Raw genomic sequence first — 26,724 nt, 5'->3', positions numbered from 1 at the left:
GCGTCATCCTCTTAACATTGCGGTAAGGCCCTTGTCGCGGGCATAACTTTCCGCAAAGGCCAACAGGGAAGGAGAGTCCAAAGGGGTACTTGCCGCCCGATACTTTTCACCCAGCAGCGAATATTTGTTGATGCCCAGCGTGTGGTAAGGCAAAAAATGAATCTCTTTCACCCCAATCTCGTCAGCAGCAAAATCGACGATCCCTTGCACCGAGTGGCGATCAGCATTGAAACCCGGGATCAGTGGCACCCGCACGGTGATATGGGTCCCTGCCGCAGCCAGACGGCGGAAGTTATCCATCACCCGTTTGGCCGAACCGCCGGTCCACTGGCGAAAACGGCACTCATCGGTGTGTTTCAGATCTGCCAGCATCAAATCCAGCCACGGCAAAGAAGGGGCGATATAACGCCATGGCGTGTGCAAACAAGATTCAACGGCGGTATGGATGCCAAGTTGATGGCAGCGCTGCAATAATTCAGCAGCCACATCAGGTTGCATAAAAGGTTCGCCGCCGGATAACGTCACCCCGCCGCCACTGCGCCGATAAAACGGCAAGTCTCGCAACAGCGTCGCCATGGTGGCCTCGATATCAATCGGGTTGCCGCACACCGTCAACGCCCCACTAGGGCAGCGAACGGTCAGTGCCTGAATATCGTTTTCTGCCAACATTTGGCGCTGAATAACAATTTGATCATCAATACGTTGGATGGCTTGCGGGCAAGTTTGATGGCACAAATCACAACCAGATAAACAGAGACGTGGGTCAAATAGCACCTCCGGCTGGCGCGAACGACTTTCCGGGTTTTGGCACCAGCGGCAACTGAGCGAACAGCCTTTGAGGAACACCACGCTACGAATGCCGGGGCCATCATGAGTGGAATAGCGTTGTAAGTTGAAAATCATCTTATTCCCCTTTTTGGCTGTGATTGCACCGGCATCGCCGCAATAATCCGCTTTCATTGGCAACCAGTATCGGCGTAATATAGGGAAAGAAAAATTGATGAGATTTGCCGTGGAGTTCCTCTTTTATGTCTGCCTCACGTCTGCAACAACAGTTTATTCGCCTCTGGCAACGTTTTAACGGCCTGCCAACCGAAACCACTTTGCAAGAGCTGGCAGATGTACTCAGTTGTTCACGCCGCCATGTACGGTCCTTACTGGGCAGCATGCAGCAAGAGGGCTGGCTGAGCTGGCAGGCTGAGGCGGGTCGCGGTAAACGCTCACAACTGACCTTCCTCTATTCCGGGCTGGCACTGCAACAACAGCGGGCTGAAGAGTTGCTGGAACAGGACCATATTGATCAGTTGGTGCAATTGGTTGGCGATAAAAAAGCGGTGCGACAAATGCTGCTATCCCAACTGGGGCGCTGCTTTCGTCAAGGGAAACACATTCTGCGCGTCCTCTATTACCGCCCGTTACAGAACCTGTTACCCGGCACGGCCCTGCGTCGCTCCGAAACCCATATGGTTCGGCAGATTTTTAATGGCCTGACGCGGATAAATGAGGAAAACGGGGAACTGGAGCCGGACTTATCTCATCACTGGCAAGCTATCAGCCCGTTGCATTGGCGTTTTTATTTACGCCCCGCGATTCATTTTCACCATGGCCGTGAACTGGAAATGAGTGATATCACCACCAGCCTGACTCGGTTGATCCCTCAACCGCTGTTTTCGCATATCACGGCAGTGCGTTCGCCAACCCCTTATGTGATTGATATCCATCTCAGCAGTCCAGATAACTGGCTACCCTGGTTATTGGGCTGCGTGCATGCCATGATTTTGCCGCAAGAGTGGGAAAACCAACCCGACTTCCACCGCCATCCCATTGGCACCGGCCCTTATTCCGTGATCCGCAATCATCGCAGCCAGTTGAAAATTCAGGCGTTCGACAACTATTTTGGTTTCCGGGCACTTATTGATGAGGTCAATATCTGGGTGCTACCGGAGCTGTCCGAGGAGTTGGTTTATTCCGGTGTGCAATTGCAGGCTGACGATACCAGTAAAAATGAACTGGAAAGTCGGCTGGAGGAAGGCTGCTATTTTTTGCTGTTTGACCAGCGATCCCCTCAGACCAGTAACCCAGAGATCCGCCGCTGGTTATGTGAACTGATAACGCCGGTGGCGCTGCTGAGCCATGCTGATCCTTTCTATCAACGCTATTGGTCACCGGCTTACGGCATGTTGCCGCGCTGGCATCACAACCGGTTGAGCACACTCCCGCCCAAGCCGGAAGGCCTAACCGAACTGACGCTTACCTTTTACAGCGAACACTCCGAGTTTGATGCCATTAGCCAGACGCTGAGCACCTTGCTGGCAGCACACGGCGTCACACTCGTGATTCAGGTATTGGATTATGCCCGTTGGTATCAGGGCGATGCACAAAGTGATATCTGGCTTGGCAGCGCAAACTTCTATCTGCCGCTGGAGTTTTCACTGTTTGCGACGCTATATGAACTGCCACTGCTGCAATATTGTTCGGATGAAAAACTGCATCAGGATGCAAAGCTATGGCGAAATAATGCCCTACCCATGGCGGAATGGAGCCAGCGCTTGGTCAGCCAGAATCAATTTCACCCACTGTTCCATCACTGGCTAGAATTGTATGGGCAGCACAGTATGCGCGGGGTGCGGATGAATACGCTCGGCTGGTTTGACTTCAAATCAGCCTGGTTTACGCCGCCAGAGGGTTAAACCCACTTTCACCCGCCCAAATTAAACTCTACAATAGCGCAGTCTCAACGGGGTGCCAGATTGCAATAAAACTGCAATTTAGCTGAGAGTAAACCCGTCGAACCTGATCCGGTTAACACCGGCGGAGGGATTTGAGAAAAATAACGCCGCATTATCATAATATCGATGTTATTTACCGCCTCAGATACCTTTGCCACCTTTATCTTTAAGGAGTGCAAAGTGTTCAAACGCATTATTCCCTGCTTGTTTTTGCTGTCTGCGGCCGCTGTTGCTGCCGATAAACCGACGCTAACAGTTTATACCTATGATTCCTTTGCTGCCGACTGGGGGCCGGGGCCGGCGATTAAAAAAGCCTTTGAAGCCGAATGCGATTGCCAGCTTAAATTTGTGGCGCTGGAAGACGGCGTTTCTCTGCTCAATCGCCTGCGGATGGAAGGGAAAAATAGTCAGGCCGATGTGATTTTAGGCCTGGATAACAATCTGGTACAGGCGGCTGAGCAAACTGGGTTATTTGCCCCAAGCCAGGTGGATACCCACCATTTAACCTTACCGGAAAAGTGGCAAAATAAGATCTTTGTCCCTTACGATTATGGCTACTTTGCCTTTGTGTATAACAAAGACAAACTGAAAAACCCGCCGAAAAGCCTGCAAGAGCTGGTGAGTAGTAAAGAACCGTGGAAGATAATTTATCAAGACCCGCGCACCAGTACACCGGGCCTTGGCTTAATGCTGTGGATGCAAAAAGTGTACGGTGATAAAGCGCCGCAAGCATGGCAGCAATTGGCAAAGAAAACCGTCACTGTCACCAAGGGTTGGAGCGAAGCTTATGGCCTGTTCCTCAAAGGTGAAGGGGATATGGTGCTGAGCTACACCACCTCTCCGGCTTACCATCTGATTGAAGAGAAGAAAAGTAACTATGCCGCCGCCGATTTCAGCGAAGGCCACTATCTGCAAGTGGAGGTCGCCGGTCAAGTCGCTTCCAGCAAACAACCGGAACTGGCGCAGCGCTTTATGCAGTTTATCGTGACACCGGCGTTTCAGGAAAATATCCCGACCGGCAACTGGATGTATCCAGTGATCAAAATGGATTTACCCGCCGGATTTGAGACCCTAACCGTGCCACAAAAAGCCTTGCAGTTTGATGCTAAAGACGTGGCTGATAACCGTGGCAAATGGATTCAGGCATGGCAATCCGCCGTCAGCCGTTAATCGCTCCGTGGTTGTGGCCGGGGCTACTGGCAGCCTTGCTGATCGTCGGTGTCGCCATACTGGCGTTCAGCGCTCTCTGGCGTCACGCGCCCGCCGCAGACTGGCAAAGCATCTGGCATGACAGCTATCTGTGGCATGTGATTCGCTTTACCTTCTGGCAGGCATTTTTATCCGCTTTGCTGTCGGTGACGCCTGCTATTTTCCTGGCCCGCGCTTTGTATCGCCGCCGCTTTCCCGGCCGCCAACTGATGCTGCGTTTATGTGCCATGACACTAGTGCTGCCGGTGTTAGTCGCACTGTTTGGTATCTTGACAGTTTATGGTCGGCAAGGCTGGCTAGCGGCACTGTTCGGCTGGTTGGGGGAGGATTACCGCTTCTCGCCTTATGGTTTACAAGGCATTTTGCTGGCCCATATTTTCTTTAATATGCCGCTGGCGACCCGCTTGCTATTGCAGTCACTGGGAAGCATCGCCGTTGAACAACGCCAGTTAGCGGCACAACTGGGGATGAACGGCTGGCAGCATTTCCGCTGGGTCGAGTGGCCCTATCTGCGTCGCCAAATCCTGCCCACCGCCGCACTGATTTTCATGCTGTGCTTCGCCAGTTTTGCCACCGTGTTGTCACTCGGGGGCGGGCCACAAGCCACTACCATCGAACTGGCCATTTATCAGGCGCTAAGCTATGACTATGATTTGTCACGCGCAGCATTACTGGCACTGATTCAACTGAGCTGTTGCCTTGGTTTAGTGATATTCAGCCAACGGCTAAACACGGTATTGGCGGTAGGCAATACCCATGGGCAAACCTGGCGCAGCCAGCAGGATAGCTACTGGTCGCGCATCAGCGATACGCTGTTAATCGGTGCCGCCTTGCTGTTAATGGTGCCGCCGTTACTGGCGGTCGTGATTGATGGCAGTAATCAAACAATACTGACCGTATTGCAACAACCCGCGCTATGGCAAGCCTTCTTTACCTCATTGACCATTGCCATCGGGGCCGGATTGCTGTGTGTGATCTTAACCATGATGTTACTGTGGAGCAGCCGTGAGCTGAAGCTCCGCCAGCGGGTGGCTTACGGGCAGGTATTGGAAGTCAGTGGCATGGTGATCCTGGCCATGCCGGGTATTGTATTGGCGACCGGTTTTTTCTTATTGCTAAACGATACTCTGGGCTTACCGCAATCCCCTTATGCGCTGGTGATCCTGACCAATGCACTGATGGCGGTACCCTATGCATTGAAAGTATTGGATAACCCGATGCGGGATCTGGCCGAGCGCTATACGTCACTATGTTTATCGCTGGATATCCGTGGCTGGCACCGTTTGCGCCATATTGAGTTAAGCGCCCTTAAACGCCCACTGGCTCAGGCATTGGCCTTTGCCAGTGTGCTTTCCATCGGGGATTTTGGTGTGGTGGCACTATTTGGTAATGAACACTTTCGCACTTTGCCATTTTATCTTTATCAGCAGATAGGTTCTTATCGCAGCAACGATGGCGCAGTGACCGCCTTGCTGCTGCTGCTGCTCTGTTTTCTGCTATTTACTCTTATTGAACGACTGCCGAGCCGCCATGCTAAACCTTGAGAAAATCACCTATTTATATGACCACTTACCGATGCGTTTTGATTTACGTATTCAACCTGGTGAGCGGGTGGCGATCCTTGGCCCAAGCGGTGCGGGCAAAAGTACCCTACTAAGCCTGATTGCTGGTTTTTTAGCGCCAGCCAGTGGCCGCATGCTCCTGAATAATCAGGACCACACCACGACACCGCCTGCTCAAAGGCCGGTATCGATGCTGTTTCAGGAGAATAATTTGTTCTCGCACTTGAGTGTCGAACAGAACATCGGGCTAGGTCTACATCCGGGGCTGAAACTCAGTGATAAGCAAAAGCTGTCGCTACAACAGATTGCCCAACAAGTCGGATTAGCAGAGTGTTTGAGGAGGTTGCCTGCGCAACTTTCTGGCGGCCAGCGCCAGCGGGCAGCCCTGGCGCGCTGTTTGGTCCGTAGTCAGCCGATCCTGTTACTGGATGAGCCTTTTTCCGCGCTGGACCCGGCACTGCGTAACGAAATGCTGCAATTAGTCGATCAAGTGTGCTCCAGCCGCCAACTGACGTTGTTGATGGTATCGCACAATCTGGATGATGCCGCCCGCATTGCCGATCGTACTTTGTTGGTGGTCGATGGCCGTATTTACTACGACGGCCCAGTACAAGCACTGGTCAACGGCACCGCCCCAGAAGCCAGTGTGCTGGGTATCACTGTCTCGTAAATTATCCGGCTAGCACTTTCCACAACAGATGACGATAAAGCGGCATTATCGGCTGCATATGTAGCCAGACAAAGCTCGCTATTGCCACCACAATGGACAACACCGTTACCCAGCGCAAGCGGGTAAGCGGTAGCCACTGACTCAGTTTGTCCGGGCTGCGCTTGCCAAAACGCCACCAGCGCCATGATAGCCACAATGCCAACCAAATCAGAACGACCACCACAAACAACAACCACTTAAACATAAAGCTGTTGGCACTCTGCGGGATATCAATCGCCACGCCAGCCAATATGCCGGGGAATAAATAGACTGGCGGCCAGGTCAGGCAACCAATGACATTCGGCAACGCAAATTTTACCGGCGGCAGATTTAGCATCCCCGCGACCATAGGAACAATAGGCCGCGCCGGGCCGATAAAGCGCCCTAGTAGTACCGTTGCCATGCTGTGGTTATGCAGCGCATGTTCGGTTTTCTTTAGCATCGATTTATGTTTTTTCAGAAAAGACCAGCGATGCAGCGGCTCTTTAAAGCGGCGGCCAATAAAGTACGAGATCCAATCCCCCAGCAAGCAGCCGACGGTGGCTGCGGCCCAGGCCGTATAGAATCCCACTTCGCCACTGCCGATCAATGCGCCCACACTGGTCATCATTACCGTGCCGGGCAGTAACATCCCTACCAATGCTAAAGATTCGAGAAAAGTGACTAACATGACGACAAATAGCGTGAAAGCCAGCGATTGCGTCAGTAAATGTAATAAATAGGATTCCATAAGTTTGTCCGTTGGTTAACACCCAAAGCTAAGGCGCGGGGGATTGTCCGGTGCGCCACAAAATGAGTCAATCAACGATTTGTATGAATTAAGGGTAAGCAACCATTGAATAGACAATTACTGTATAAATACCCATACTAAGGAAACTTAATATCCAAGCGTGATTCATTCATTTCCTTATTAAAGGTTAGCATTGTGGGGCAAACCCGTCAGGGCTTCCTGCTAACCCGCCACTGGCGGGACACGCAGGCAGGCACCGAAGTAGAATTCTGGTTAGCCACCGACGAAGGGCCGCAGCAGGTCAGGCTGCCACCTCAGCCATCAGTGGCATTTATCCCGGCCGAACAACGGCAACGGGCTGAAACCGTGCTGCATAATGAACGCCGCTGGCAATTACGCCCCTTGGCGCTGACTGACTTCCATCAACGCCCGGTTCTGGGCTTGTATTGTACCCAACATCGCCAGTTAATCCGCCTGGAAAAACTGCTCAGAGAAAGTGGCGTAAATGTTTACGAAGGTGACATTCGCCCGCCAGAACGTTTTCTGATGGAACGGTTCATTACCGCGCCGGTCTGGTTCAGCGGTGAAAATAATGGCAACGGCCCGCTGCTCAATACACAAATGAAACCGGCTGATGATTATCGTCCGGTACTGAAGCTGCTGTCACTGGATATCGAAACCAGTGAACACGGCGAGCTTTATTGTATTGGTCTGGAAGGATGTGGCCAGCGTCAGGTCTACATGCTGGGGCCGCCCAATGGCCCGGTTGCCGATGAAACCGCGCTGGATTTCAAGCTGGAATATGTCGCCAGCCGCCCATTGTTGCTGGAAAAACTGAATCAGTGGCTGGAGCGACACAATCCTGATGCCATCATCGGCTGGAATCTGGTGCAATTCGATTTACGCGTCCTGCAAAAGCATGCTGACCGTTATCAAATCCCGCTGCGCTTTGGCCGTGGTGGCAACCTATTGGAATGGCGTGAACACGGCTTTAAGCAAGGGCATTTTTTTGCCTCGGCAGCCGGGCGATTAATTATCGATGGCATCGAAGCGCTGAAATCCGCCACCTGGAACTTCCCGTCATTTAGTCTGGAATTTGTCTCACAGAGCTTGCTTGGTGAGGGTAAATCCAGCAATAGTCCTTATCAACGCATGGATGAAATCAATCAACGTTTCGCCAATGATAAACCGGCACTGGCCCGATATAACTTAAAAGATTGTGAGTTGGTAACACGGATTTTTGCCAAAACCGAGTTGCTCAGTTTTTTACTTGAGCGCTCAACCGTTACCGGACTGGCAGCCGATCGCAGTGGCGGTTCGGTCGCCGCGTTTACCCATCTTTATCTGCCGCGTATGCACCGGATTGGCTATGTTGCACCCAACTTAGGTGAGTTACCGGAAGAGCATAGCCCCGGCGGCTTTGTGATGGATTCTCAGCCCGGCTTGTATGATTCGGTACTGGTACTTGACTATAAAAGCCTGTATCCCTCGATTATCCGCACTTTTTTAATTGATCCCGTCGGGTTAGTCGCAGGTATGCAGCACCCTGATGAACTGCATTCGGTCCCAGGTTTTCGCGGTGCCTGGTTCGCGCGCGAGAAGCATTGCCTGCCAGCCATCGTCAACCAAATCTGGCAGGGGCGGGAAGCCGCCAAGCGTCAGCAAAACAAGCCGTTATCGCAAGCACTGAAAATCATTATGAATGCCTTTTATGGCGTACTGGGCTCCAGTGGCTGCCGATTTTTTGATCCAAGGCTGGCATCTTCAATTACCCTGCGTGGCCATGACATCATGCGACAAACCCGCGAATTGATTGAGGCACAGGGCTATCAGGTCATTTATGGCGATACCGACTCAACCTTTGTCTGGCTGAAAAGTGCCCATAGCGAAGAACAGGCATCACGTATTGGTCACGAATTGGTACGGCAGGTGAATCAATGGTGGCAAAACCATATCCGACAAACCTTTGACCTGCCCTGTGCGCTGGAATTGGAATTTGAAACTCACTATCGGCGCTTTTTGATGCCAACCATCCGGGGCGCGGAGCAAGGCAGTAAAAAACGCTATGCCGGACTGATTTCAACGCCGACGGGTGATCAGATGATCTACAAAGGGCTGGAAACCGTTCGCACCGACTGGACCCCCTTAGCCCAGCAATTCCAGCGGGAGCTGTATCTGCGTATTTTCCAGCAGCAGCCCTACCAGGATTATGTGCGGGATTACGTGGCCCGAACCCTCAATGGCGAGCTGGATGAACAACTGATTTACCGCAAGCGCCTACGCCGACGGCTGGATGATTATCAGCGTAATGTGCCGCCACATGCCAGAGCAGCACGTCTGGCGGATGAGTTTAACCGCAAGCTTGGCCGCCCGCTGCAATATCAAAATGGCGGCTGGATAAGCTATGTTATAACCACCGCTGGCCCAGAGCCATTAGAAACCCGACAATCCCCTATCGATTACGATCACTACCTGACACGCCAGTTACAACCGGTTGCAGACGCTATACTTCCTTTTATACATGATGACTTCACCGCCCTGATAACCGGGCAAATGGGGTTATTTTAATCGTAATATACCTGTTTACAGGTGACGCCGCGCTCGCCTTCCATTACCATAGCGCCCTTGCCAAAATTCGCATCAATCGCACTGACAAGCACTTTTCTACCCATAACTGTCCCACAAAAAAATCGAGCCGATAATTTATGCCTTTTACACTTGGTCAACGCTGGATCAGCGACACAGAAAGCGAACTTGGATTAGGTACTGTCGTTGCCATTGACGTACGCATGGTCACCTTACTGTTTCCCGCAACCGGTGAAAACCGCCTTTACGCTAGAAATGACTCGCCAATCACCCGGGTAATGTTCAATCCGGGCGATACCATCACTCACCACGAAGGCTGGCAGCTGACCGTGGACGAAGTGACTCATGAGGATGGGCTGATTACCTATATCGGTACCCGTTTGGATACTGAGGAAAGCGGCGTCTCAATGCGTGAAGTTTTGCTCGATAGCAAACTGACGTTTAGCAAACCGCAGGATCGGTTATTTGCCGGTCAGATCGATCGTATGGATCGTTTTGCCCTGCGTTTTCGTGCCCGTAAGTATCAAAGTGAGCAATTCCGCCTGCCATGGAGCGGTCTACGCGGCATCCGTGCCAGCCTGATCCCACATCAATTACATATCGCTTATGAAGTGGGCCAGCGCCATGCTCCAAGGGTATTACTGGCCGATGAAGTGGGCCTGGGTAAAACTATCGAAGCCGGGATGATAATCAATCAACAGCTATTGGCGGGTCGCGCTGAACGGGTGCTGATTGTGGTACCGGAAAGCCTGCAACATCAGTGGTTAGTCGAAATGTTACGCCGCTTCAATCTGCGTTTCTCGCTGTTTGATGACAGCCGTTATTCCGAAGCCCTGCTTGACAGCACTAACCCGTTTGAAACCGAACAAATGGTTATCTGCTCACTGGATTTTGTGCGCCGTAATAAACAACGCCTGGAACAACTGGCTGATGCATCCTGGGATCTGCTGGTGGTGGATGAGGCACATCATCTGGCCTGGAGCGAAGAGGCACCCAGCCGCGAATATCAAGTCATTGAACAATTGGCTGAACATATTCCCGGCGTGTTGCTGTTGACAGCAACTCCTGAACAATTAGGCCAACAGAGTCACTTTGCTCGCTTGCGCTTGCTGGATCCCGATCGCTTCCATGATTACAAAGAGTTCGTTAATGAGCAGCAAAAATATCGCCCAATTGCCGATGCAGTGACCCTGCTGTTGGGTGGCGAGCGCTTGACTGACGATAAGCTGAATTTGTTAGGTGAACTGATTGCTGAGCAAGATATCGAACCACTGCTAAAAGCAGCCAACAGCCAAAGTGAAGACAGCGAAGCCGCCCGTCATGAACTGGTCACCATGCTAATGGACCGGCATGGTACCAGCCGGATCTTGTTCCGTAACACCCGTAATGGGGTGAAAGGTTTCCCGCACCGCGTTCTGCATCAGATCAAGCTGCCGTTACCGACCCAATATCAGACCGCGATTAAAGTGTCAGGCATCATGGGCGCGAAGAAAACGCTGGAAGCCCGTGCCAAAGACATGCTTTATCCCGAACAAATCTATCAGGAATTTGAAGGCGAGAATGCCACCTGGTGGAACTTTGATCCCCGGGTTGAATGGCTACTTAACTATCTGATTGCTAACCGTAATGAGAAAGTACTGGTTATTTGCGCCCAGGCTGCCACCGCGCTGCAACTTGAACAAGTATTACGTGAGCGCGAAGCTATCCGTTCCGCAGTGTTCCATGAAGGGCTATCACTGATTGAACGTGACCGTGCGGCGGCCTATTTTGCCTCTGAAGAAGATGGCGCACAGGTGTTGCTGTGTTCTGAAATCGGCTCCGAAGGGCGTAACTTTCAGTTTGCCTGCCAATTGGTGATGTTTGACCTGCCCTTTAACCCAGACTTGCTAGAACAACGTATAGGTCGCCTGGACAGGATTGGTCAGAACCGTGAAATCCAGATCATGGTGCCTTATCTGGAAAATACTGCGCAGGCCATATTAGTCCGTTGGTATCACGAAGGTTTGGATGCTTTTGAGCATACCTGCCCGACCGGTCGCACCATTTATGACAGCGGCTATCAAGAGTTGATTGGTTATCTGGCAACGCCGAGTGAGCAAGCAGGGCTGGATGAATTTATTCATACTTGCCGCCAACAGCATGAGGAACTGAAACTCCAACTGGAACAGGGCCGTGACCGTCTACTGGAAATGCATTCCAACGGTGGCGAGCATGGGCAAGAACTGGCACAGACCATTGCCGATCAAGATAATGATGTCAATTTGGTCAGTTTCGCCCTGAATCTGTTCGATATTGTTGGAATCAATCAAGAAGATCGCAGTGATAACTTGATAGTGCTAACCCCCTCTGACCATATGCTGGTACCGGACTTCCCAGGGTTGCCGCAAGATGGTTGTACCGTGACGTTTGATCGTGAGCAGGCTCTATCACGGGAAGATGCCCAGTTTGTCAGTTGGGAACATCCGATCATCCGTAATGGTTTGGATTTGATCTTGTCCGGTGATACCGGTAGCTGTGCTGTTTCATTATTGAAAAACAAAGCGTTACCAGTAGGCACACTGTTGGCTGAATTGGTTTATGTAGTCGAAGCACAAGCGCCAAAACACCTGCAATTGACCCGTTTCTTACCACCGACCCCAGTGCGGATGCTGATGGACAAGAACGGCACTAATCTGGCCGCACAGGTTGAATTTGAAAGCTTCAACCGCCAACTGAATGCAATAAATCGCCATACCTCTAGCAAGTTGGTCAACGCCGTGCAGCAAGAAGTTCATGCCATGTTGCAGCAGGCCGAGGCACTGGTTAAAGAGCAGGCACAGTTGTTGATTGAAGCGGCGAAGCATGAAGCTGATGATAAGCTAAGCACTGAACTGGCACGTTTGGAAGCCCTGAAAGCGGTTAACCCAAATATTCGTGATGACGAAATAGAAGCACTGGAACATAACCGTAAAATGGTACTGGAAAACCTAAATCAGGCAAGCTGGCGTTTAGATGCTATCCGGCTGGTTGTGGTCACACACCAGTAATATCTTGAGGTAAACTGGGACACTGTGCCCAGTTTTACCTCAAACGAACGATTTACCTGTTTGTTCCCGAAGTGATAATGGAACCCTATCCCCCCCACGCGACCCCTGGCTGCATATCCGCTATTAACACCATAATAGGGTTGATAATTAAAGGCTTTATTTGATAAAGACATAAGACCTTAATTTTGGCCTATATTTAATTAACCATCTGATTTTAAATCTTTATTAATTCTAATCTAGGCGACCGGAGTCGTATTCCATTTACACTATACCACCCTGAACAATAACTTATGATTATCACCGCTGTAATGCTTAGATACCATCGACATCAATTCTAACCGGCCTCTAAGAATGGTTTAAAACACACATCTAATAATAAAATATTAAATATAATTCAATGCAGGAAGATTCCTACGTCAAGTTCTCTTGCATTCCGATATATAAAATATGTTAAATAATATTTAATAGCCCATAAAATTTGTAACTTAAATTAACTCATGGTGTCACAAATGTATCTCTTGTAATCTATTCCAGAAAAATTGGATGTTGCAATAAATTGCTGTAACAGCAATGCAGTAAGTGTTTGTTTTATTAGTAAATAAGTGATCAGATTAATCATATTACCTCTTGAGTATTAAGTTGTTAATACCGACGAGCCTTAATATGACTACTTTTATCTCTTGCCAATACGTATTCACTCGCAGACGTCAGTCACAACAACAATTTCACCATTTTATGGCGGACCTTCCGTATTTTATATATCGGAGTAATGCCACTTAATTCATAAATAAAAATACAAATAAACGTATTTTATTATTAATCATTGATTTATAGAGTATAAGTAAGTATGAACCTGCATCGCATATCATCGCTACATCAAACCAAACCGTTAAATAAAACCCGAATTTCAAAATCAGTAATCTGGGCAAATATTGTAATCCAAGCCATATTTCCTTTGAGTATTGCTTTTACTCCTGCGGTAATGGCGGCTGAAACCGCTGTAGTCTCAGATGAGAAGCAGCGCTCGGCCTCACAGGCTGAGCAGTCTACTGCCAATGCAGCAACACGTTTGGCATCAATATTGGCAGAGGGTGACTCAACCAAACAAGCTAGCTCCATTGCGCGCGGCACCGCCGCCAGTGCCGGTAATGAAGCATTGCAACAGTGGTTTAATCAATTTGGTAGTGCAAAAGTACAACTTAATCTAGATGAAAAATTGAGCCTTAAAGGTAGCCAACTAGATGTGTTGCTGCCACTAACCGATAGCCCAGAGTTGCTCACCTTTACTCAGTTGGGTACTCGCTATATTGATGACCGCGTGACATTGAATTTTGGTTTGGGCCAGCGCCATTTCTTTGCACAGCAAATGCTGGGCTACAACCTGTTTGTTGATCATGATGCAAGCTATAGCCATACCCGTATTGGTGCCGGTGCTGAATATGGTAGTGATTTTATTAATCTGGCCGCTAACGGTTACGTTGGTGTCAGTGGTTGGAAAAATTCGCCAGATCTTGATAAGTATGATGAAAAAGTCGCAAACGGCTTTGATTTACGCAGTGAAGCTTATTTGCCAACCTTGCCACAATTGGGGGGGAAGCTGATATATGAACAATATTTTGGTGATGAAGTCGGCTTGTTTGGTGTGGATAACCGTCAGAAAAACCCTATTGCGGTCACTATGGGGGTGAATTATACCCCAATTCCTTTATTTACTGTTGGTGTCGACCATAAGATGGGGCGCGCAGGAATAAATGACACCCGGGTTAATCTTGGTGTTAACTACGCATTTGGTACTCCTCTGGCGCATCAACTCGATTCTGATGCCGTCGCCATTAAACGTAGCTTAATTGGTAGCCGTTATAATCTGGTCGATCGTAATAATCAGATTGTTATGCAATACCGTCAGCAGAATTTGGTTACCCTAGAGTTACCAGTACGTGTTAATGGTGCGGCAAGACAAACTATGCCATTAGTGGCAAATGCCACAGCACAACAAGGTATTGATCGTATTGAATGGCAAGCCAGTGCCTTAACGCTAGCGGGTGGAAAAATGACCGGCAGCGGCAATAATTGGCAGATAACATTACCAAGCTATCTGTCTGGTGGTGAGGGTAATAACACTTATCGTATTAGTGCTATCGCTTACGACACCCTTGGTAATGCTTCTCCCGTTGCTTACAGCGATATCGTGGTAGATAACCATGGTGTGAATACTGAAACCTCAGGCTTGGTTGCTACGCCAGAAATTCTGCCGGCAAATGCGAGTGCAAGCAGTGTTATTGAATTCAATATTAAGGATAATGCTCACCAACCCATCACCGGGATTGCCAATGAACTGACGTTTTCTCTCGAACTGGTAGAATTACCTGAAGAACTGGCTAAGGCTAAAGCACGCTCAGTTCCATTAAAGAGTGTGTCTCATACTCTAACGGAGATTACTGAATCTGCTCCGGGTCTCTATCAGGCAACGCTCACATCCGGAAGTAAGCCACAACTGATTAATATTACAACCCAAATTAATGGGGTGCCATTAGCCGATGTGCGAACCAAGGTGACTTTGATTGCTGATGAAAGTACTGCAACGTTGCAAACGAGCAGCCTGCAAATCATCACCAATGGTAGCCTGGCAGATGATACTGCTGCTAACCAGATATACGCCGTGGTGGTTGATGCTTATGGCAATAAATTGTCTGGTGTTCCAGTCAATTTCACTGTTGGTAATAATGCCAAAATTACAAAAACCACCTTGAGCGACAAACAAGGGGTAGCAACAGCAACAATCACCAGTGCCAAAGCGGATACATATACGGTCACGGCCGAACTTAATGGGGTAACACAACAGATCGATGTTAACTTTATCCCAGATGCTGGTACTGCAACGCTGGATGGCAGTGATGAGTATAAATTGCAGTGGGTCACTAATGGTCAGGTAGCCGATGGTGTAAGCGCCAATAAAGTTCAACTGACGGTAATCGATAAATTTGGTAACACCGTACCTAATGTGAATGTAGCTTTTACCACAGATAGCGGGGCGATAATTAGTGAAGTCACCCCAACAGATGCTAATGGTGTTGCAACAGCAAAAATCATCAGTAGTCAGGCTAAAAGCTATACGGTGAAAGCAACTCTCAACGACAAGGAACAAACCGTAGAAATTAACTTTATTGCAGATACTGCCACGGCAGAAATTACGGCTAATAACTTTACGGTAGAAGTGGATGGTCAAGTCGCAGGAAGCGGAACTAACCAAGTACAAGCCCTTGTTGTGGACAAAAAGGGAAATCCTGTTGCTAATATGACCGTGACGTTTACCGCCACTAACGGCGTGACAGTAAAGACAGCTTCAGCCAAAACAGATGATAACGGTAAAGTAACCACCGACCTCTCTATGACCAATGTTGGTGGTACTGTCAGCACGGTGACGGCAGCAATGAGTAACTCAGCGAACGTGACGAGTACACAAGATAAACCGGTAACTTTCTATCCAGATTTCACTAAAGCCACATTGAATACGCCAGCGAATACGTATAGTGGCTTTAATATTAATAGTGGTTTCCCGACCACCGGATTTAAAAATACTCATTTCCAATTATCGCCACATGGTATTACCGACGCTAACAGTGACTATGATTGGGTAAGTAGTAATCCTAACGTAAGTGTCAGTAACACGGGTGCCATTACACTCCAGGATAATCCGGGTGGGAAAGTGACCATTACGGCAACCTGGAAACAAGACAGTAGCAAAGTATTCACTTATGACTTTACGCTAAATTATTGGATAAGCCTCATTGACTCAGCTGAACTGAGCTGGGCGCAGGCTAATACATCATGTATCAACGCAGGAATGAGATTGCCGACCAATAGCGAAGTATCGGCTGGTCAAGATGTTCGTGGCGTAGGTTCGTTATTCGGTGAATGGGGTAACTTAAGTGCCTACCCAAGTTTCCCCACGTTCCCAACCAATCAGATCATTTGGACGTCAATAGATACTAATGATTTCCATATCGATACTGGCCTTACTCACTCGGCCTCTAATACAACTCTTTCTTACATGTGTGTAAAATAAAATAGTGGTTCCCCCATCCTAATCCTGAACGGGGTTAGGATGGTTCTCGCGCATTGAAGTGAACCCCAAGAGTTGGCGGGAATCAACATATGAAAGGGCGCACGAGGTTAAGCCTAGGGCAAATTCATAGGCTGAGCACAGCTCACGAAGAAGTATCCCCGCCAATATGTTAGCACCACGTTGAATTACTGCCATCACAATGTCGATTACCTCTTTTCTTGTGATATCCTTCGTTATCTTTTCAGCGATGTTATCGACAACATCTTTAGTCAGAATACGGCGCACAGCTTCTTATCCCGCTTTCTTTCCTGTTCAGGGAATAATTTTACCCTCTTTCCCATGACGGTCTTCAATACGCTGGGTCAGGTAAAATTCAACCTAATCGCTGACAGTAAAGACCGCTTGTTGCATAGCCATTTCGACTTAATGCTTTTGTTGTTTTTCCGCTTTGATTTCAGTTGCAGGGCCGTGCCCTTCATTCTTAACTTGCTTTAGGTCTTGGAGTTTAGCTCTCGCTTGTGCAAGGGTGATGTCGGGAAAGTGCCCTATCTTAATTTGGGTGAGCTTGTGAGTTAGAGGGTGGGTATAACCATAGAAGAGGGTTTTGAGACAACAAGATACGTTAAATTAAAAACACATAAAATCAAACGAATACACAATAAAACTTTATTAATAACAGGTAGAAATAGATGGATTTGATAGTTTTGTATCAGGATGAGCACATCATGGTAGTCAATAAACCGAGTGGGTTGCTTTCCGTACCCGGCCGTGCACCTGAGAATAAAGACAGTGTGATGACCCGTGTTCAGGCTGATTTCCCAGCGGCAGAATCCGTACATCGGCTGGATATGGCGACCAGTGGTGTGATTGTGGTTGCGTTGACCAAAGCGGCTGAACGTGAGCTTAAGCGTCAATTTCGTGAACGCGAACCGAAAAAGTCTTATATCGCACGCGTATGGGGGCATCTGGCACAAGATGAAGGTCTGATTGATCTGCCTCTAATCTGCGACTGGCCGAACCGGCCAAAACAGAAAGTCTGCTATGAAACCGGTAAGTCTGCACAAACCGAGTATCAGGTACTTTCACGCGATGCTGATGGCAGTACTCGAGTGAAGTTATCCCCGATCACCGGCCGTTCACATCAATTACGGGTTCATATGCTGGCAATGGGTCATCCGATCCTTGGCGATGGCTTCTATGCCCATCCAGAGGCCAAAGCGATGGCATCCCGGTTGCAGTTACATGCACAGGAGCTATGTATTACTCATCCGGAGTTTGGGACAGCGATGCATTTTAAATGTGAGGTCAGTTTTTAATAGTTATTAATCGATATGAGACTTGACAGATTTTTTCACGCCTAAATTAGGATGGAGTCTCATTAAATATAAAAAATTCTGAGAATTAATATAAACTTTTAAAACCACAAATAAACGTCAAAACAACAGACCAAGTAATAATATCACTTCAATTACAGGTAAATGAAGGAATGTTATTATGCCGAATGTAGTGTCTTGTAGTGACAAATCTGACGACTCAATGACCAATGAAGGAAATAAGATAAGAAGTCATATCCATAGATTTGATCAAAATAGTGTAAAAGCATTATCAGGATATTCAGTCAGCATGAATACCAACACACAAAATTGGCATGCTAAAAGTAACACCCAGCAAGCAGAAAGAAAAAGAGAGATTTCCAACGCCTTAGAATTGAAGAATATCATCATCCAGCCCAAAAATGGATCCCATGAAACCGATAATGATATAACTTTTTATTTACCTAAAGAGAAAGGGAATTATCGCTCTGAAATATCTAATTTTAGACCGATCAGAATAGATACCAAATCAACATACTCATTTGACTTTAAGCCCACATCCCTGCCTAAGGATCTTATTCTATTTCAGGTAAGAGAACTGCATGGTAGCATGAAGACATTGGGTGGCGACCGCCCTCCCTTCTCGTTGCACATAAAACAAGATGGTATGTTAGTGGTAACAATAAATACCGTTAATCAACATTCAGTCACTGCTGAATATAATGGTAAGACTTATCAGAATGAGAATATAGCGCTAAATAAAATTGAATTAGGCCAATATCATCATGTCACTATCGAAATGGTAATGCATAGAGATCACCCATCGATTAAAATCTCTGTTGATAATGAAATGATATATGAACGTAATACTCACTTTGGTGCTGCAGATTCGATGACCTTTTATAGCAAGCTTGGCGCTTATGTTCCACAACAGAAGAATAAACACGGGGATAATGACTCTGAAATCAGTTTTGATAATATTAAAGAACTACATTACCAATATTCATCTTCACTCATAACGGAAGGAGAAAATAGTTGCCTGACAGCCTCAGAAAGTAATAATTCATTATCTGAGGCTATTGCGACTTTCAAAACTGATCAACATGATCGGGTAAATGTAGAGTTACCCAGTATTGGCAAACTCTTAGTTATACTTGAAACAGCAACAATCATTGCTTCTCCGATATTTTAATATCGTGTTTAGTTTTTAAAAAAGATGAAAGATGCCTGTCGGCAGGCATCTTTTATATTAAATCACGAAGGTTTACTTAAATCCCTTCTCACGCTTAATCAAATCATAAGCGGCTTGAATCTCTTGGGCTTTCTGTTTTGCCATCTCCATCATTTCTGGCGGCAAACCTTTTGCCACCAATTTATCCGGATGATGCTCCCCCATTAGCTTACGATAAGCACGCTTGATGGACACACTGTCATCAGTACTGTTAATCCCCAAGACCTTGCAGGCATCCTCTAATGTCGGGCCATTAGACGCTTGCTGGTAGCCACCCTGAGAGTACCCACCTTGCTGGCCCTGCCAACCGCCGTGCCCACCAAACTGACGCCCCCCTTCAATCATACTCAGGAATTGATCAAACTGACCGCGGGAAATCCCCAGTTCTTCAGCAATGACATACAACACCTGCCGCTCGTTAGGATGCAACGAACCATCGGCAAATGCCGCCTGTAACTGAATTTCCAGAAACATCCTAATTAAATCAAAACGACCAAAACAAACGCCGCGCAGCTCCTGCAATCTTTCACGCAACGGGAACCCGCTCTCTTTCCCCTCGCGGAACGCTTGCTGTGCCGCTATTCGGGCCTCACCGTGCAATTGCATTCTATCCATCAATTGACTGGCAAGTTGAATATCAACCTCCGTAACCCGCCCTTTAGCCTTGGTTAAATGCCCCATAACCTGAAAAGTGGCTCGGAAAAAAATTAATTGTCGTGTTTGTTGATCGGCAAAAAAGCCGCGGCGCTTCGTGCTTCGCACCCTGTCCACCATATGGCCGACAAGCAACCCCAGTACCGCACCCAAGAAACCGGCACCGGACATTAAGCCCAATACCAGACCGAGCAGTTTTCCCCAATACTGCATATACTCCTCAATTCATTATGCCGTCAGTCAAAATTTGCATTATCATACTCGGCATTGAGCCCAGCGCCTAACAACGAGACGCGTAAACGGCCGGATTTAACACTAGCGCAACTGTGATGAGTAATATAGTCTCAGACCGTTTGCCGGCATGATGCCCCCCGATGACGGAACACCAAAACCGCGTATGAAAAAAAGATTCCCAACACTGCTGGCCACATTGGTATGGACGGCACTATATAGCCAGCAATCGCTGGCTGGTCTCGCTGAGCAATGTATGCTTGGTGTGCCGACCTATGACCAACCATTGGTCACCGGTGATCCCAATCAGCTACCGGTCCGTATCAATGCGGATAAAACCGAAGCCAATTACCCGGATAATGCCCTGTTCACGGGTAATGTCATTGTCCAGCAAGGTAACCGCACCCTAACGGCTAATCAGGTTGAGCTGACACAGACCGGTGAAGCTATCCCGGTGCGTACGGTGACGGCCACTGGTGACGTTAATTATGACGATCCACAAATCAAGCTGAAAGGCCCGAAAGGCTGGTCAAACCTGAATACCAAAGACACTGATATGGATAAAGGCAAATATCAGATGGTCGGTCGTCAGGGGCGTGGTGATGCAGATTTGATGAAATTACGGGGTGAGAACCGCTATACCATTTTAGAAAACGGGACCTTTACCTCCTGTCTACCGGGTGATAATAGCTGGAGTGTCGTGGGTTCAGAAGTTATCCATGACCGTGAAGAGCAAGTGGCAGAGATCTGGAATGCCCGCTTTAAGATTGGCAACGTGCCGGTGTTCTATAGCCCTTATATGCAATTACCGATCGGTGATAAACGCCGTTCAGGCTTCCTGATCCCCAATGCTAAATTCACCAGTAATAACGGCATCGAATTTATGTTGCCGTACTACTGGAATATTGCGCCAAACTTTGATGCCACCATTACACCTCACTATATGGAAAGACGTGGCTTGCAGTGGCAAAATGAGTTCCGCTACCTGCTCGCTCCTGGCTCCGGTACTATGGCGTTAGATTGGCTACCGAGTGATCGCTTATACCATGGCACCGATGGCGCGGATAAAGACACCACCCGCTGGTTGTACTACTGGAACCATTCCGGTGTGATGAATAAAGTCTGGCGTTTCAACGTCAACTATACCCGTGTTAGTGACCCCGATTACTTTACCGATTTAACATCGCAATATGGTTCAACCACTGATGGCTATGCGACACAGATATTCAGTGTCGGCTATGCTGATCAAAACTGGAATGCCACTTTGGCCTCCAAGCAATTCCAGGTGTTTACTGACGTCGGTAATAGTAATGCTTACCGTGCCCAGCCACAGCTAGACATGAACTACTATAAAAACGACGTTGGCCCGTTTGATCTGCATGTCTATGGTCAGGCGGCCAAATTCACCAGCGTCAATCCAGAGAACCCAGAAGCCAGCCGTTTCCATATCGAGCCGTCAATTAACCTGCCATTGGCCAACAACTGGGGCAGCCTGAATACCGAAGCTAAATTGCTGGCCACCCATTACCAGCAAGATATCCCCACTGGGTTTGCCAATAACTATAAAAGCCAGAATGGCCAGAACGCGATAGTTCCTGACCTGAAAGACTCAGTCAATAGAGTGATGCCGCAATTTAAAGTTGATGGCAAAGTGGTATTTGACCGACCAATGGATTGGAGCGAAGGCTACACCCAAACACTGGAACCACGCGCGCAGTACCTCTATGTTCCGTACCGGAATCAGGATGATATCTATATTTACGACACCACGTTGATGCAGTCAGATTACTCTGGTCTGTTCCGTGATCGCACCTACAGTGGCCTAGACCGCATAGCCTCTGCGAATCAGGTATCCACCGGTTTGACCTCACGCATATATGATGATGCGCTGGTTGAACGTTTTAATGTTTCTGTGGGTCAAATCTATTACTTCAGCCGTTCGCGCACCGGTAATCGCGAAACTATTGATAACAGTGATGAGACTGGTAGCCTTGTTTGGGCTGGCGATACATTCTGGCGGATCAGCGATCAAGTGGGGCTAAAAGGCGGCGCGCAGTATGATACCCGGCTGGGGAGTTTGACCCTCGGTAATGCGCTAATGGAGTATAGGAAAGACTCAGAGCGTATGATCCAATTGAATTATCGCTATGCCAGCCCGGAATATATTCAGGCGGCCGTGTCCAATGTGAAAAGTCCTGGTTATCAACAAGGTATCTCTCAGATTGGTACTACCGCCAGTTGGCCGATTGCCGATCGTTGGGCGTTGGTCGGCTCTTATTACTACGATACCAAAGCCAATCAGCCTGCCAGCCAGTTAGTAGGCTTACAATACAACACCTGCTGTTGGGCGATAAACTTGGGTTATGAGCGTAAGATTACGGGCTGGAATTCACAAAGTAAAACCAGTAAGTATGACAACAAGATTGGCTTTAACATCGAATTACGTGGTTTGAGCAGCGACCACAGCCTGGGTACTGCACAAATGCTGCGCTCGGGTATTCTGCCTTATCAAAGCGCATTCTGATACTGTGTAACACACTGAATACAGTGAACTTTAACCCGCAATAGCGGATTACATAAATGGAAAAGGTATGAAGAACTGGAGAACGCTTATTCTCGGATTGGTTGTCTGTGCCAATACCGCGTTCGCAGCACCACAAGAAGTTGATAAAGTTGCCGCCGTGGTCGATAACGGCGTAGTGCTGCAAAGTGATGTCGATGGCCTGTTACAATCAGTGAAACTGAATGCACAGCAGTCCGGGCAACAAGTTCCTGATGATGCAACGTTGCGCCATCAGATTCTTGAACGCCTGATCATGGATAATATCCAGTTGCAGATGGCTAAAAAAATGGGCATTACTGTCAGTGACGAAGCGCTGGATAAAGCTATTGCTGATATTGCCGCGCAAAACCACATGACATCAGCTCAGATGCGCAGCCGTTTGGCCGCTGATGGCCTCAATTACGACACTTACCGCGAGCAAATCCGCAAGGAAATGCTGACGTCTGAAGTGCGTAATAATGAAGTGCGCCGCCGGATAACCATCCTGCCACAGGAAGTTGAATCTCTGGCCAAACAAATTGGTAGCCAAACCAGCGGTGATACTGAGCTGAACCTCAGCCATATCCTGATCCCCTTACCGGAAAACCCATCTCAGCAGCAAGTTGATCAGGCTGAAGATTTGGCTAAAAAGTTAGTCTCCGACATTAAAGGTGGTGCTGATTTTGGTAAATTGGCTATCGCCAACTCCGCTGACTCTCAGGCGCTGAAAGGCGGCCAAATGGGTTGGGGTAAATTGCAGGAGCTGCCTTCTCTGTTTGCTGAGAGTTTGCAATCTGCCAACAAAGGTGATGTTGTTGGCCCCATCCGTTCTGGTGTCGGCTTCCACATTCTGAAAGTGAATGATATCCGTGGTGCGGATAAAACCGTTTCGGTTACTGAAGTTCACGCACGCCACATCTTGCTGAAACCTTCACCGGTAATGACCGACGATCAGGCTCGTGTCAAATTAACGGCCGCAGCAGCAGATATTAAGAGTGGTAAATCCAGCTTCGCTACGATTGCCAAAGAGATCTCTCAGGACCCAGGTTCTGCGATGCAAGGAGGTGACCTGGGTTGGGCATCACCAGACATCTATGACCCAGCGTTCCGTGATGCCTTGATGAAACTGCAAAAAGGTGAAATCAGCGCACCGGTTCATTCTTCTTTCGGCTGGCATTTAATTCAGGTTGTTGATACCCGTCAGGTAGACAAAACTGATGCAGCGCAGAAAGATCGGGCGTACCGTATGCTCTTTAGCCGTAAGTTTGCTGAAGAAGCTCAAACTTGGATGCAAGAGCAGCGTGCTGCTGCTTATGTAAAAATTCTTGATGGTAGTAATGCACAACCACAATAATCGTATTGTCATTACCCCCGGCGAACCTGCCGGGGTTGGCCCCGATTTAGTCGTTGCCCTGGCTCAACAGGATTGGCCGGTTGAGTTAGTGGTGTGCGCTGATCCAGTGTTGTTATTTGCACGAGCCGCTCAGCTTAGCTTGCCCCTAAAATTGCGCGAGTATCAGCCAGATCAGCCTGCAATAGCACAACAAGCCGGCTCACTCACCATTTTACCGGTTAAAACCGCCGTTGAAGTGACACCAGGCAAGCTTGATGTCAAAAACAGCCACTATGTAGTGGAAACATTGGACAAGGCTTGTGATGGCGCGATAAGCGGCGAATTTGCAGCCTTGGTTACCGGCCCGGTACAGAAAAGCATTATCAATGATGCCGGTATCCCTTTTATCGGGCACACCGAATTCTTTGCCGATCGTAGTCACTGCTCGCGGGTAGTGATGATGCTGGCAACTGAAGAGCTGCGTGTCGCTCTGGCGACCACGCATCTGCCTTTGTTGGCGGTACCGGGAGCCATCACTCAGGCTAGCTTGCATGAAGTGATCACTATTCTTGATAATGATCTGAAAACCAAATTTGGCATTAGCCAGCCGCAAATCTATGTCTGTGGGCTTAATCCCCATGCCGGTGAAGGTGGCCATATGGGCCATGAAGAAATCGATACCATCATTCCTGCGTTGGATGCACTGCGCCAGCAAGGGATAAATCTTATCGGCCCACTCCCCGCAGACACACTATTTCAGCCCAAATATCTGCAACATGCAGATGCGGTTCTGGCGATGTACCATGATCAAGGGCTGCCAGTGCTGAAATATCAAGGGTTTGGTCGGGCAGTAAATATCACTCTCGGTTTGCCTTTTATCCGCACTTCTGTGGATCACGGCACCGCTTTAGAACTCGCCGCAACCGGTTCTGCAGATGTCGGCAGTTTCATTACGGCATTAAACTTAGCCATTAAAATGATAAATAACAGCAATGAATAATAGAGTCCACCAAGGGCATTTTGCCCGCAAACGTTTTGGACAAAACTTTTTAAACGATCAGTTTGTCATCGACAGTATTGTCTCCGCCATTCACCCTGTCCCCGGTGAAGCGGTGGTTGAGATTGGCCCCGGTTTAGGCGCATTAACCGAACCGGTAGCCGCGCGTATGGATCACATGACAGTGATCGAGCTGGATCGCGATCTGGCCGCTCGTCTGGCCAACCATCCTCAACTAAAAGACAAATTGACCATCCATCAACAAGATGCGATGAAAGTCAATTTTTCTGAATTAGCGGAGCTTGCAGGCCAGCCATTACGGGTGTTTGGTAACTTGCCTTACAACATTTCCACCCCGCTGATGTTCCATCTTTTCAGCTATAATACGGCTATCCGTGACATGCATTTCATGTTGCAAAAAGAGGTGGTTAACCGCCTGGTGGCGGGGCCTAACAGTAAAGCGTATGGCCGCCTGACGGTAATGGCGCAATATTATTGCAACGTTATCCCGGTACTAGAAGTACCGCCAACTGCGTTTACCCCAGCGCCGAAAGTTGATTCCGCCGTGGTACGTCTTATTCCACATGTGAATATGCCAAATCCGGTGGGTGATGTTCGTATGCTTACCCGCATTACTACGCAAGCATTCAACCAGCGCAGAAAAACGGTCCGTAACAGCTTAGGTGATCTATTCACATCAGATCAGTTAATAGAATTAGGTATTGACCCGATACTGCGGGCAGAGAATATTTCTGTCGCGCAATACTGTAAGCTGGCTAACTGGCTTTCAGCTCAATCAACACCGCAAGAATAAGCAGGAGCACATAATGATTGAACAGCCCCGAGTTTGTGTACAGGTGCAAAGTATCTATGTGGAAACTCAGTCGATACCCGATGAAGAGCGTTTTGTCTTCGCCTATACCGTGACGATTCGCAATTTGGGCCGTTCAAATGTGCAACTGATTGGTCGCTATTGGTTAATCACTAATAGTAATGGCCGACAGACTGAAGTTCAGGGCGAAGGGGTTATCGGCGAACAGCCGCTGATCCTGCCAGGTAATGAGTTTCAATATACCAGCGGCGCCGTTCTGGAAACTCCGCTGGGCACTATGGAAGGGCATTATGAGATGGTTGATCACCTTGGTCAGGCCTTCCGTACTGCAATTCCGGTGTTCCGCTTAGCGATCCCAGCATTGATCCATTAACCTGACCTCAACTATGTCTACTTATCTTATTGGCGATGTTCATGGCTGTCTTGATGAATTGCTTGCGCTGTTAGCGCAGGTGGATTTTTGTCCACAGCAAGATACTTTGTGGCTAACCGGTGATTTAGTGGCCCGTGGCCCGGCTTCACTGGATGTTTTACGTTATGTCCGCTCGTTAGGGTCAGCGCTTCGTATGGTGCTAGGCAACCATGACCTACATTTACTGGCGGTGTATGCGGGTATTAGCCGCAATAAACCCAAAGATCGTATCACTCCGCTACTGGAGGCACCTGATGCAGACTCGCTGATCAATTGGCTCCGTCGCCAACCGGTTTTACAGGTTGATAACGAGCTAAAATTGATCATGGCTCATGCAGGGATCACGCCTCAATGGGATATCGAAACCGCCCAAATGTGCGCGCGTGAAGTGGAGGCGGTATTAAGCAGTGACAGTTACCCGCTATTCCTTGATGCAATGTACGGTGATATGCCTAACAACTGGTCGGCAGAACTCTCAGGGCTGGCTCGCTTGCGTTTTAGCACCAATGCACTGACCCGCATGCGCTTTTGCTTCCCCAATGGGCAGTTGGATATGATCTGT

The 26,724-nt window shown here is 48.4% G+C and carries 19 protein-coding genes, 1 pseudogene and 1 riboswitch; of the genes and pseudogenes, 15 read left to right on the top strand and 5 right to left on the bottom strand.

The window, feature by feature from the left end; translation table 11 throughout:
• Positions 1-3: 3 nt before the first annotated feature.
• Entirely contained in the window at positions 4-903 is a 900-nt protein-coding gene (locus AEP37_RS10825; RefSeq protein ID WP_049613315.1) for a glycyl-radical enzyme activating protein, read from the bottom strand.
• A gap of 125 nt (positions 904-1,028) precedes the next feature.
• Here AEP37_RS10825 and sgrR point away from each other — a divergent pair, with 125 nt between their 5' ends.
• The 4 genes from sgrR (at position 1,029) to thiQ (ending at position 6,170) form a co-directional block, all read left to right on the top strand.
• Positions 1,029-2,690: an HTH-type transcriptional regulator SgrR gene (sgrR, locus tag AEP37_RS10820; protein WP_049613202.1), complete on the top strand. Its 1,662-nt coding sequence runs from the start codon at positions 1,029-1,031 to the stop codon at positions 2,688-2,690.
• A 38-nt stretch (positions 2,691-2,728) separates the two neighbouring features.
• Positions 2,729-2,838: riboswitch (TPP riboswitch) on the top strand.
• 71 nt (positions 2,839-2,909) lie between these two features.
• A complete protein-coding gene (thiB, locus tag AEP37_RS10810; protein ID WP_049613200.1) occupies positions 2,910-3,899 on the top strand; it encodes a thiamine ABC transporter substrate binding subunit in 990 nt (329 codons plus the stop codon).
• The gene (gene thiP, locus AEP37_RS10805) at positions 3,875-5,482 is read left to right on the top strand and encodes a thiamine/thiamine pyrophosphate ABC transporter permease ThiP (protein WP_049613199.1); all 1,608 of its coding nucleotides are present in this window, start codon (positions 3,875-3,877) and stop codon (positions 5,480-5,482) included. The genes thiB and thiP overlap by 25 nt, the downstream gene beginning before the upstream one ends.
• Entirely contained in the window at positions 5,469-6,170 is a 702-nt protein-coding gene (gene thiQ, locus AEP37_RS10800; RefSeq protein WP_049613198.1) for a thiamine ABC transporter ATP-binding protein ThiQ, read from the top strand. The genes thiP and thiQ overlap by 14 nt, the downstream gene beginning before the upstream one ends.
• Before the next feature lies 1 nt (position 6,171).
• On the opposite strand, the gene AEP37_RS10795 is transcribed toward thiQ, so the two are convergent.
• Positions 6,172-6,939, bottom strand: coding sequence for a DedA family protein (locus tag AEP37_RS10795; RefSeq protein ID WP_049613196.1), 768 nt, complete (start codon positions 6,937-6,939; stop codon positions 6,172-6,174).
• A 195-nt stretch (positions 6,940-7,134) separates the two neighbouring features.
• Here AEP37_RS10795 and AEP37_RS10790 point away from each other — a divergent pair, with 195 nt between their 5' ends.
• The 3 genes from AEP37_RS10790 (at position 7,135) to AEP37_RS10780 (ending at position 16,617) form a co-directional block, all read left to right on the top strand.
• Entirely contained in the window at positions 7,135-9,507 is a 2,373-nt protein-coding gene (locus AEP37_RS10790) for a DNA polymerase II (protein ID WP_049613194.1), read from the top strand.
• A gap of 137 nt (positions 9,508-9,644) precedes the next feature.
• Entirely contained in the window at positions 9,645-12,551 is a 2,907-nt protein-coding gene (gene rapA / locus AEP37_RS10785) for an RNA polymerase-associated protein RapA (protein WP_049613192.1), read from the top strand.
• A gap of 847 nt (positions 12,552-13,398) precedes the next feature.
• Entirely contained in the window at positions 13,399-16,617 is a 3,219-nt protein-coding gene (locus AEP37_RS10780; RefSeq protein ID WP_082170770.1) for an inverse autotransporter beta domain-containing protein, read from the top strand.
• 18 nt (positions 16,618-16,635) lie between these two features.
• Here the strand turns inward: AEP37_RS10780 and AEP37_RS10775 are convergent, their stop codons facing one another.
• Together AEP37_RS10775 and AEP37_RS27880 are read right to left on the bottom strand one after the other, a co-directional pair.
• Positions 16,636-16,902, bottom strand: a complete 267-nt coding sequence (locus AEP37_RS10775; RefSeq protein ID WP_049613190.1) for a hypothetical protein — start codon at positions 16,900-16,902, stop codon at positions 16,636-16,638.
• Between the two features lie 138 nt (positions 16,903-17,040).
• Positions 17,041-17,211: pseudogene (locus AEP37_RS27880) on the bottom strand (integrase arm-type DNA-binding domain-containing protein); the annotation flags it as partial.
• Positions 17,212-17,312: 101 nt separating this feature from the next.
• Between AEP37_RS27880 and rluA the strand changes: the two are divergent.
• Both rluA and AEP37_RS10765 read left to right on the top strand, forming a co-directional pair.
• The gene (rluA, locus tag AEP37_RS10770; protein ID WP_049613311.1) at positions 17,313-17,933 is read left to right on the top strand and encodes a bifunctional tRNA pseudouridine(32) synthase/23S rRNA pseudouridine(746) synthase RluA; all 621 of its coding nucleotides are present in this window, start codon (positions 17,313-17,315) and stop codon (positions 17,931-17,933) included.
• Between the two features lie 178 nt (positions 17,934-18,111).
• Positions 18,112-19,122: a heparin lyase I family protein gene (locus tag AEP37_RS10765; RefSeq protein WP_049613188.1), complete on the top strand. Its 1,011-nt coding sequence runs from the start codon at positions 18,112-18,114 to the stop codon at positions 19,120-19,122.
• A 72-nt stretch (positions 19,123-19,194) separates the two neighbouring features.
• Here the strand turns inward: AEP37_RS10765 and djlA are convergent, their stop codons facing one another.
• Positions 19,195-20,028: a co-chaperone DjlA gene (gene djlA, locus AEP37_RS10760; RefSeq protein WP_049613186.1), complete on the bottom strand. Its 834-nt coding sequence runs from the start codon at positions 20,026-20,028 to the stop codon at positions 19,195-19,197.
• 184 nt (positions 20,029-20,212) lie between these two features.
• Here djlA and lptD point away from each other — a divergent pair, with 184 nt between their 5' ends.
• From lptD to apaH, 6 genes are all read left to right on the top strand, one after another.
• A complete protein-coding gene (lptD, locus tag AEP37_RS10755) occupies positions 20,213-22,570 on the top strand; it encodes an LPS assembly protein LptD (RefSeq protein WP_049613183.1) in 2,358 nt (785 codons plus the stop codon).
• A gap of 67 nt (positions 22,571-22,637) precedes the next feature.
• A complete protein-coding gene (gene surA, locus AEP37_RS10750) occupies positions 22,638-23,942 on the top strand; it encodes a peptidylprolyl isomerase SurA (RefSeq protein ID WP_049613181.1) in 1,305 nt (434 codons plus the stop codon).
• Positions 23,926-24,921, top strand: coding sequence for a 4-hydroxythreonine-4-phosphate dehydrogenase PdxA (gene pdxA / locus AEP37_RS10745; RefSeq protein ID WP_049613179.1), 996 nt, complete (start codon positions 23,926-23,928; stop codon positions 24,919-24,921). Before surA ends, pdxA begins: the two co-directional genes overlap by 17 nt.
• The gene (gene rsmA / locus AEP37_RS10740) at positions 24,914-25,732 is read left to right on the top strand and encodes a 16S rRNA (adenine(1518)-N(6)/adenine(1519)-N(6))-dimethyltransferase RsmA (protein WP_049613177.1); all 819 of its coding nucleotides are present in this window, start codon (positions 24,914-24,916) and stop codon (positions 25,730-25,732) included. Before pdxA ends, rsmA begins: the two co-directional genes overlap by 8 nt.
• A 13-nt stretch (positions 25,733-25,745) precedes the next feature.
• Positions 25,746-26,123, top strand: a complete 378-nt coding sequence (gene apaG, locus AEP37_RS10735; protein ID WP_005193008.1) for a Co2+/Mg2+ efflux protein ApaG — start codon at positions 25,746-25,748, stop codon at positions 26,121-26,123.
• 13 nt (positions 26,124-26,136) lie between these two features.
• A partial coding sequence (gene apaH / locus AEP37_RS10730; RefSeq protein WP_049613174.1) for a bis(5'-nucleosyl)-tetraphosphatase (symmetrical) ApaH occupies positions 26,137-26,724 on the top strand: 588 nt, incomplete at its 3' end.

The sequence above is a fragment of the Yersinia pekkanenii genome (assembly GCF_001152565.1).
Classification (GTDB): domain Bacteria; phylum Pseudomonadota; class Gammaproteobacteria; order Enterobacterales; family Enterobacteriaceae; genus Yersinia; species Yersinia pekkanenii.
This window is presented reverse-complemented; position numbering and strand designations above follow the sequence as displayed.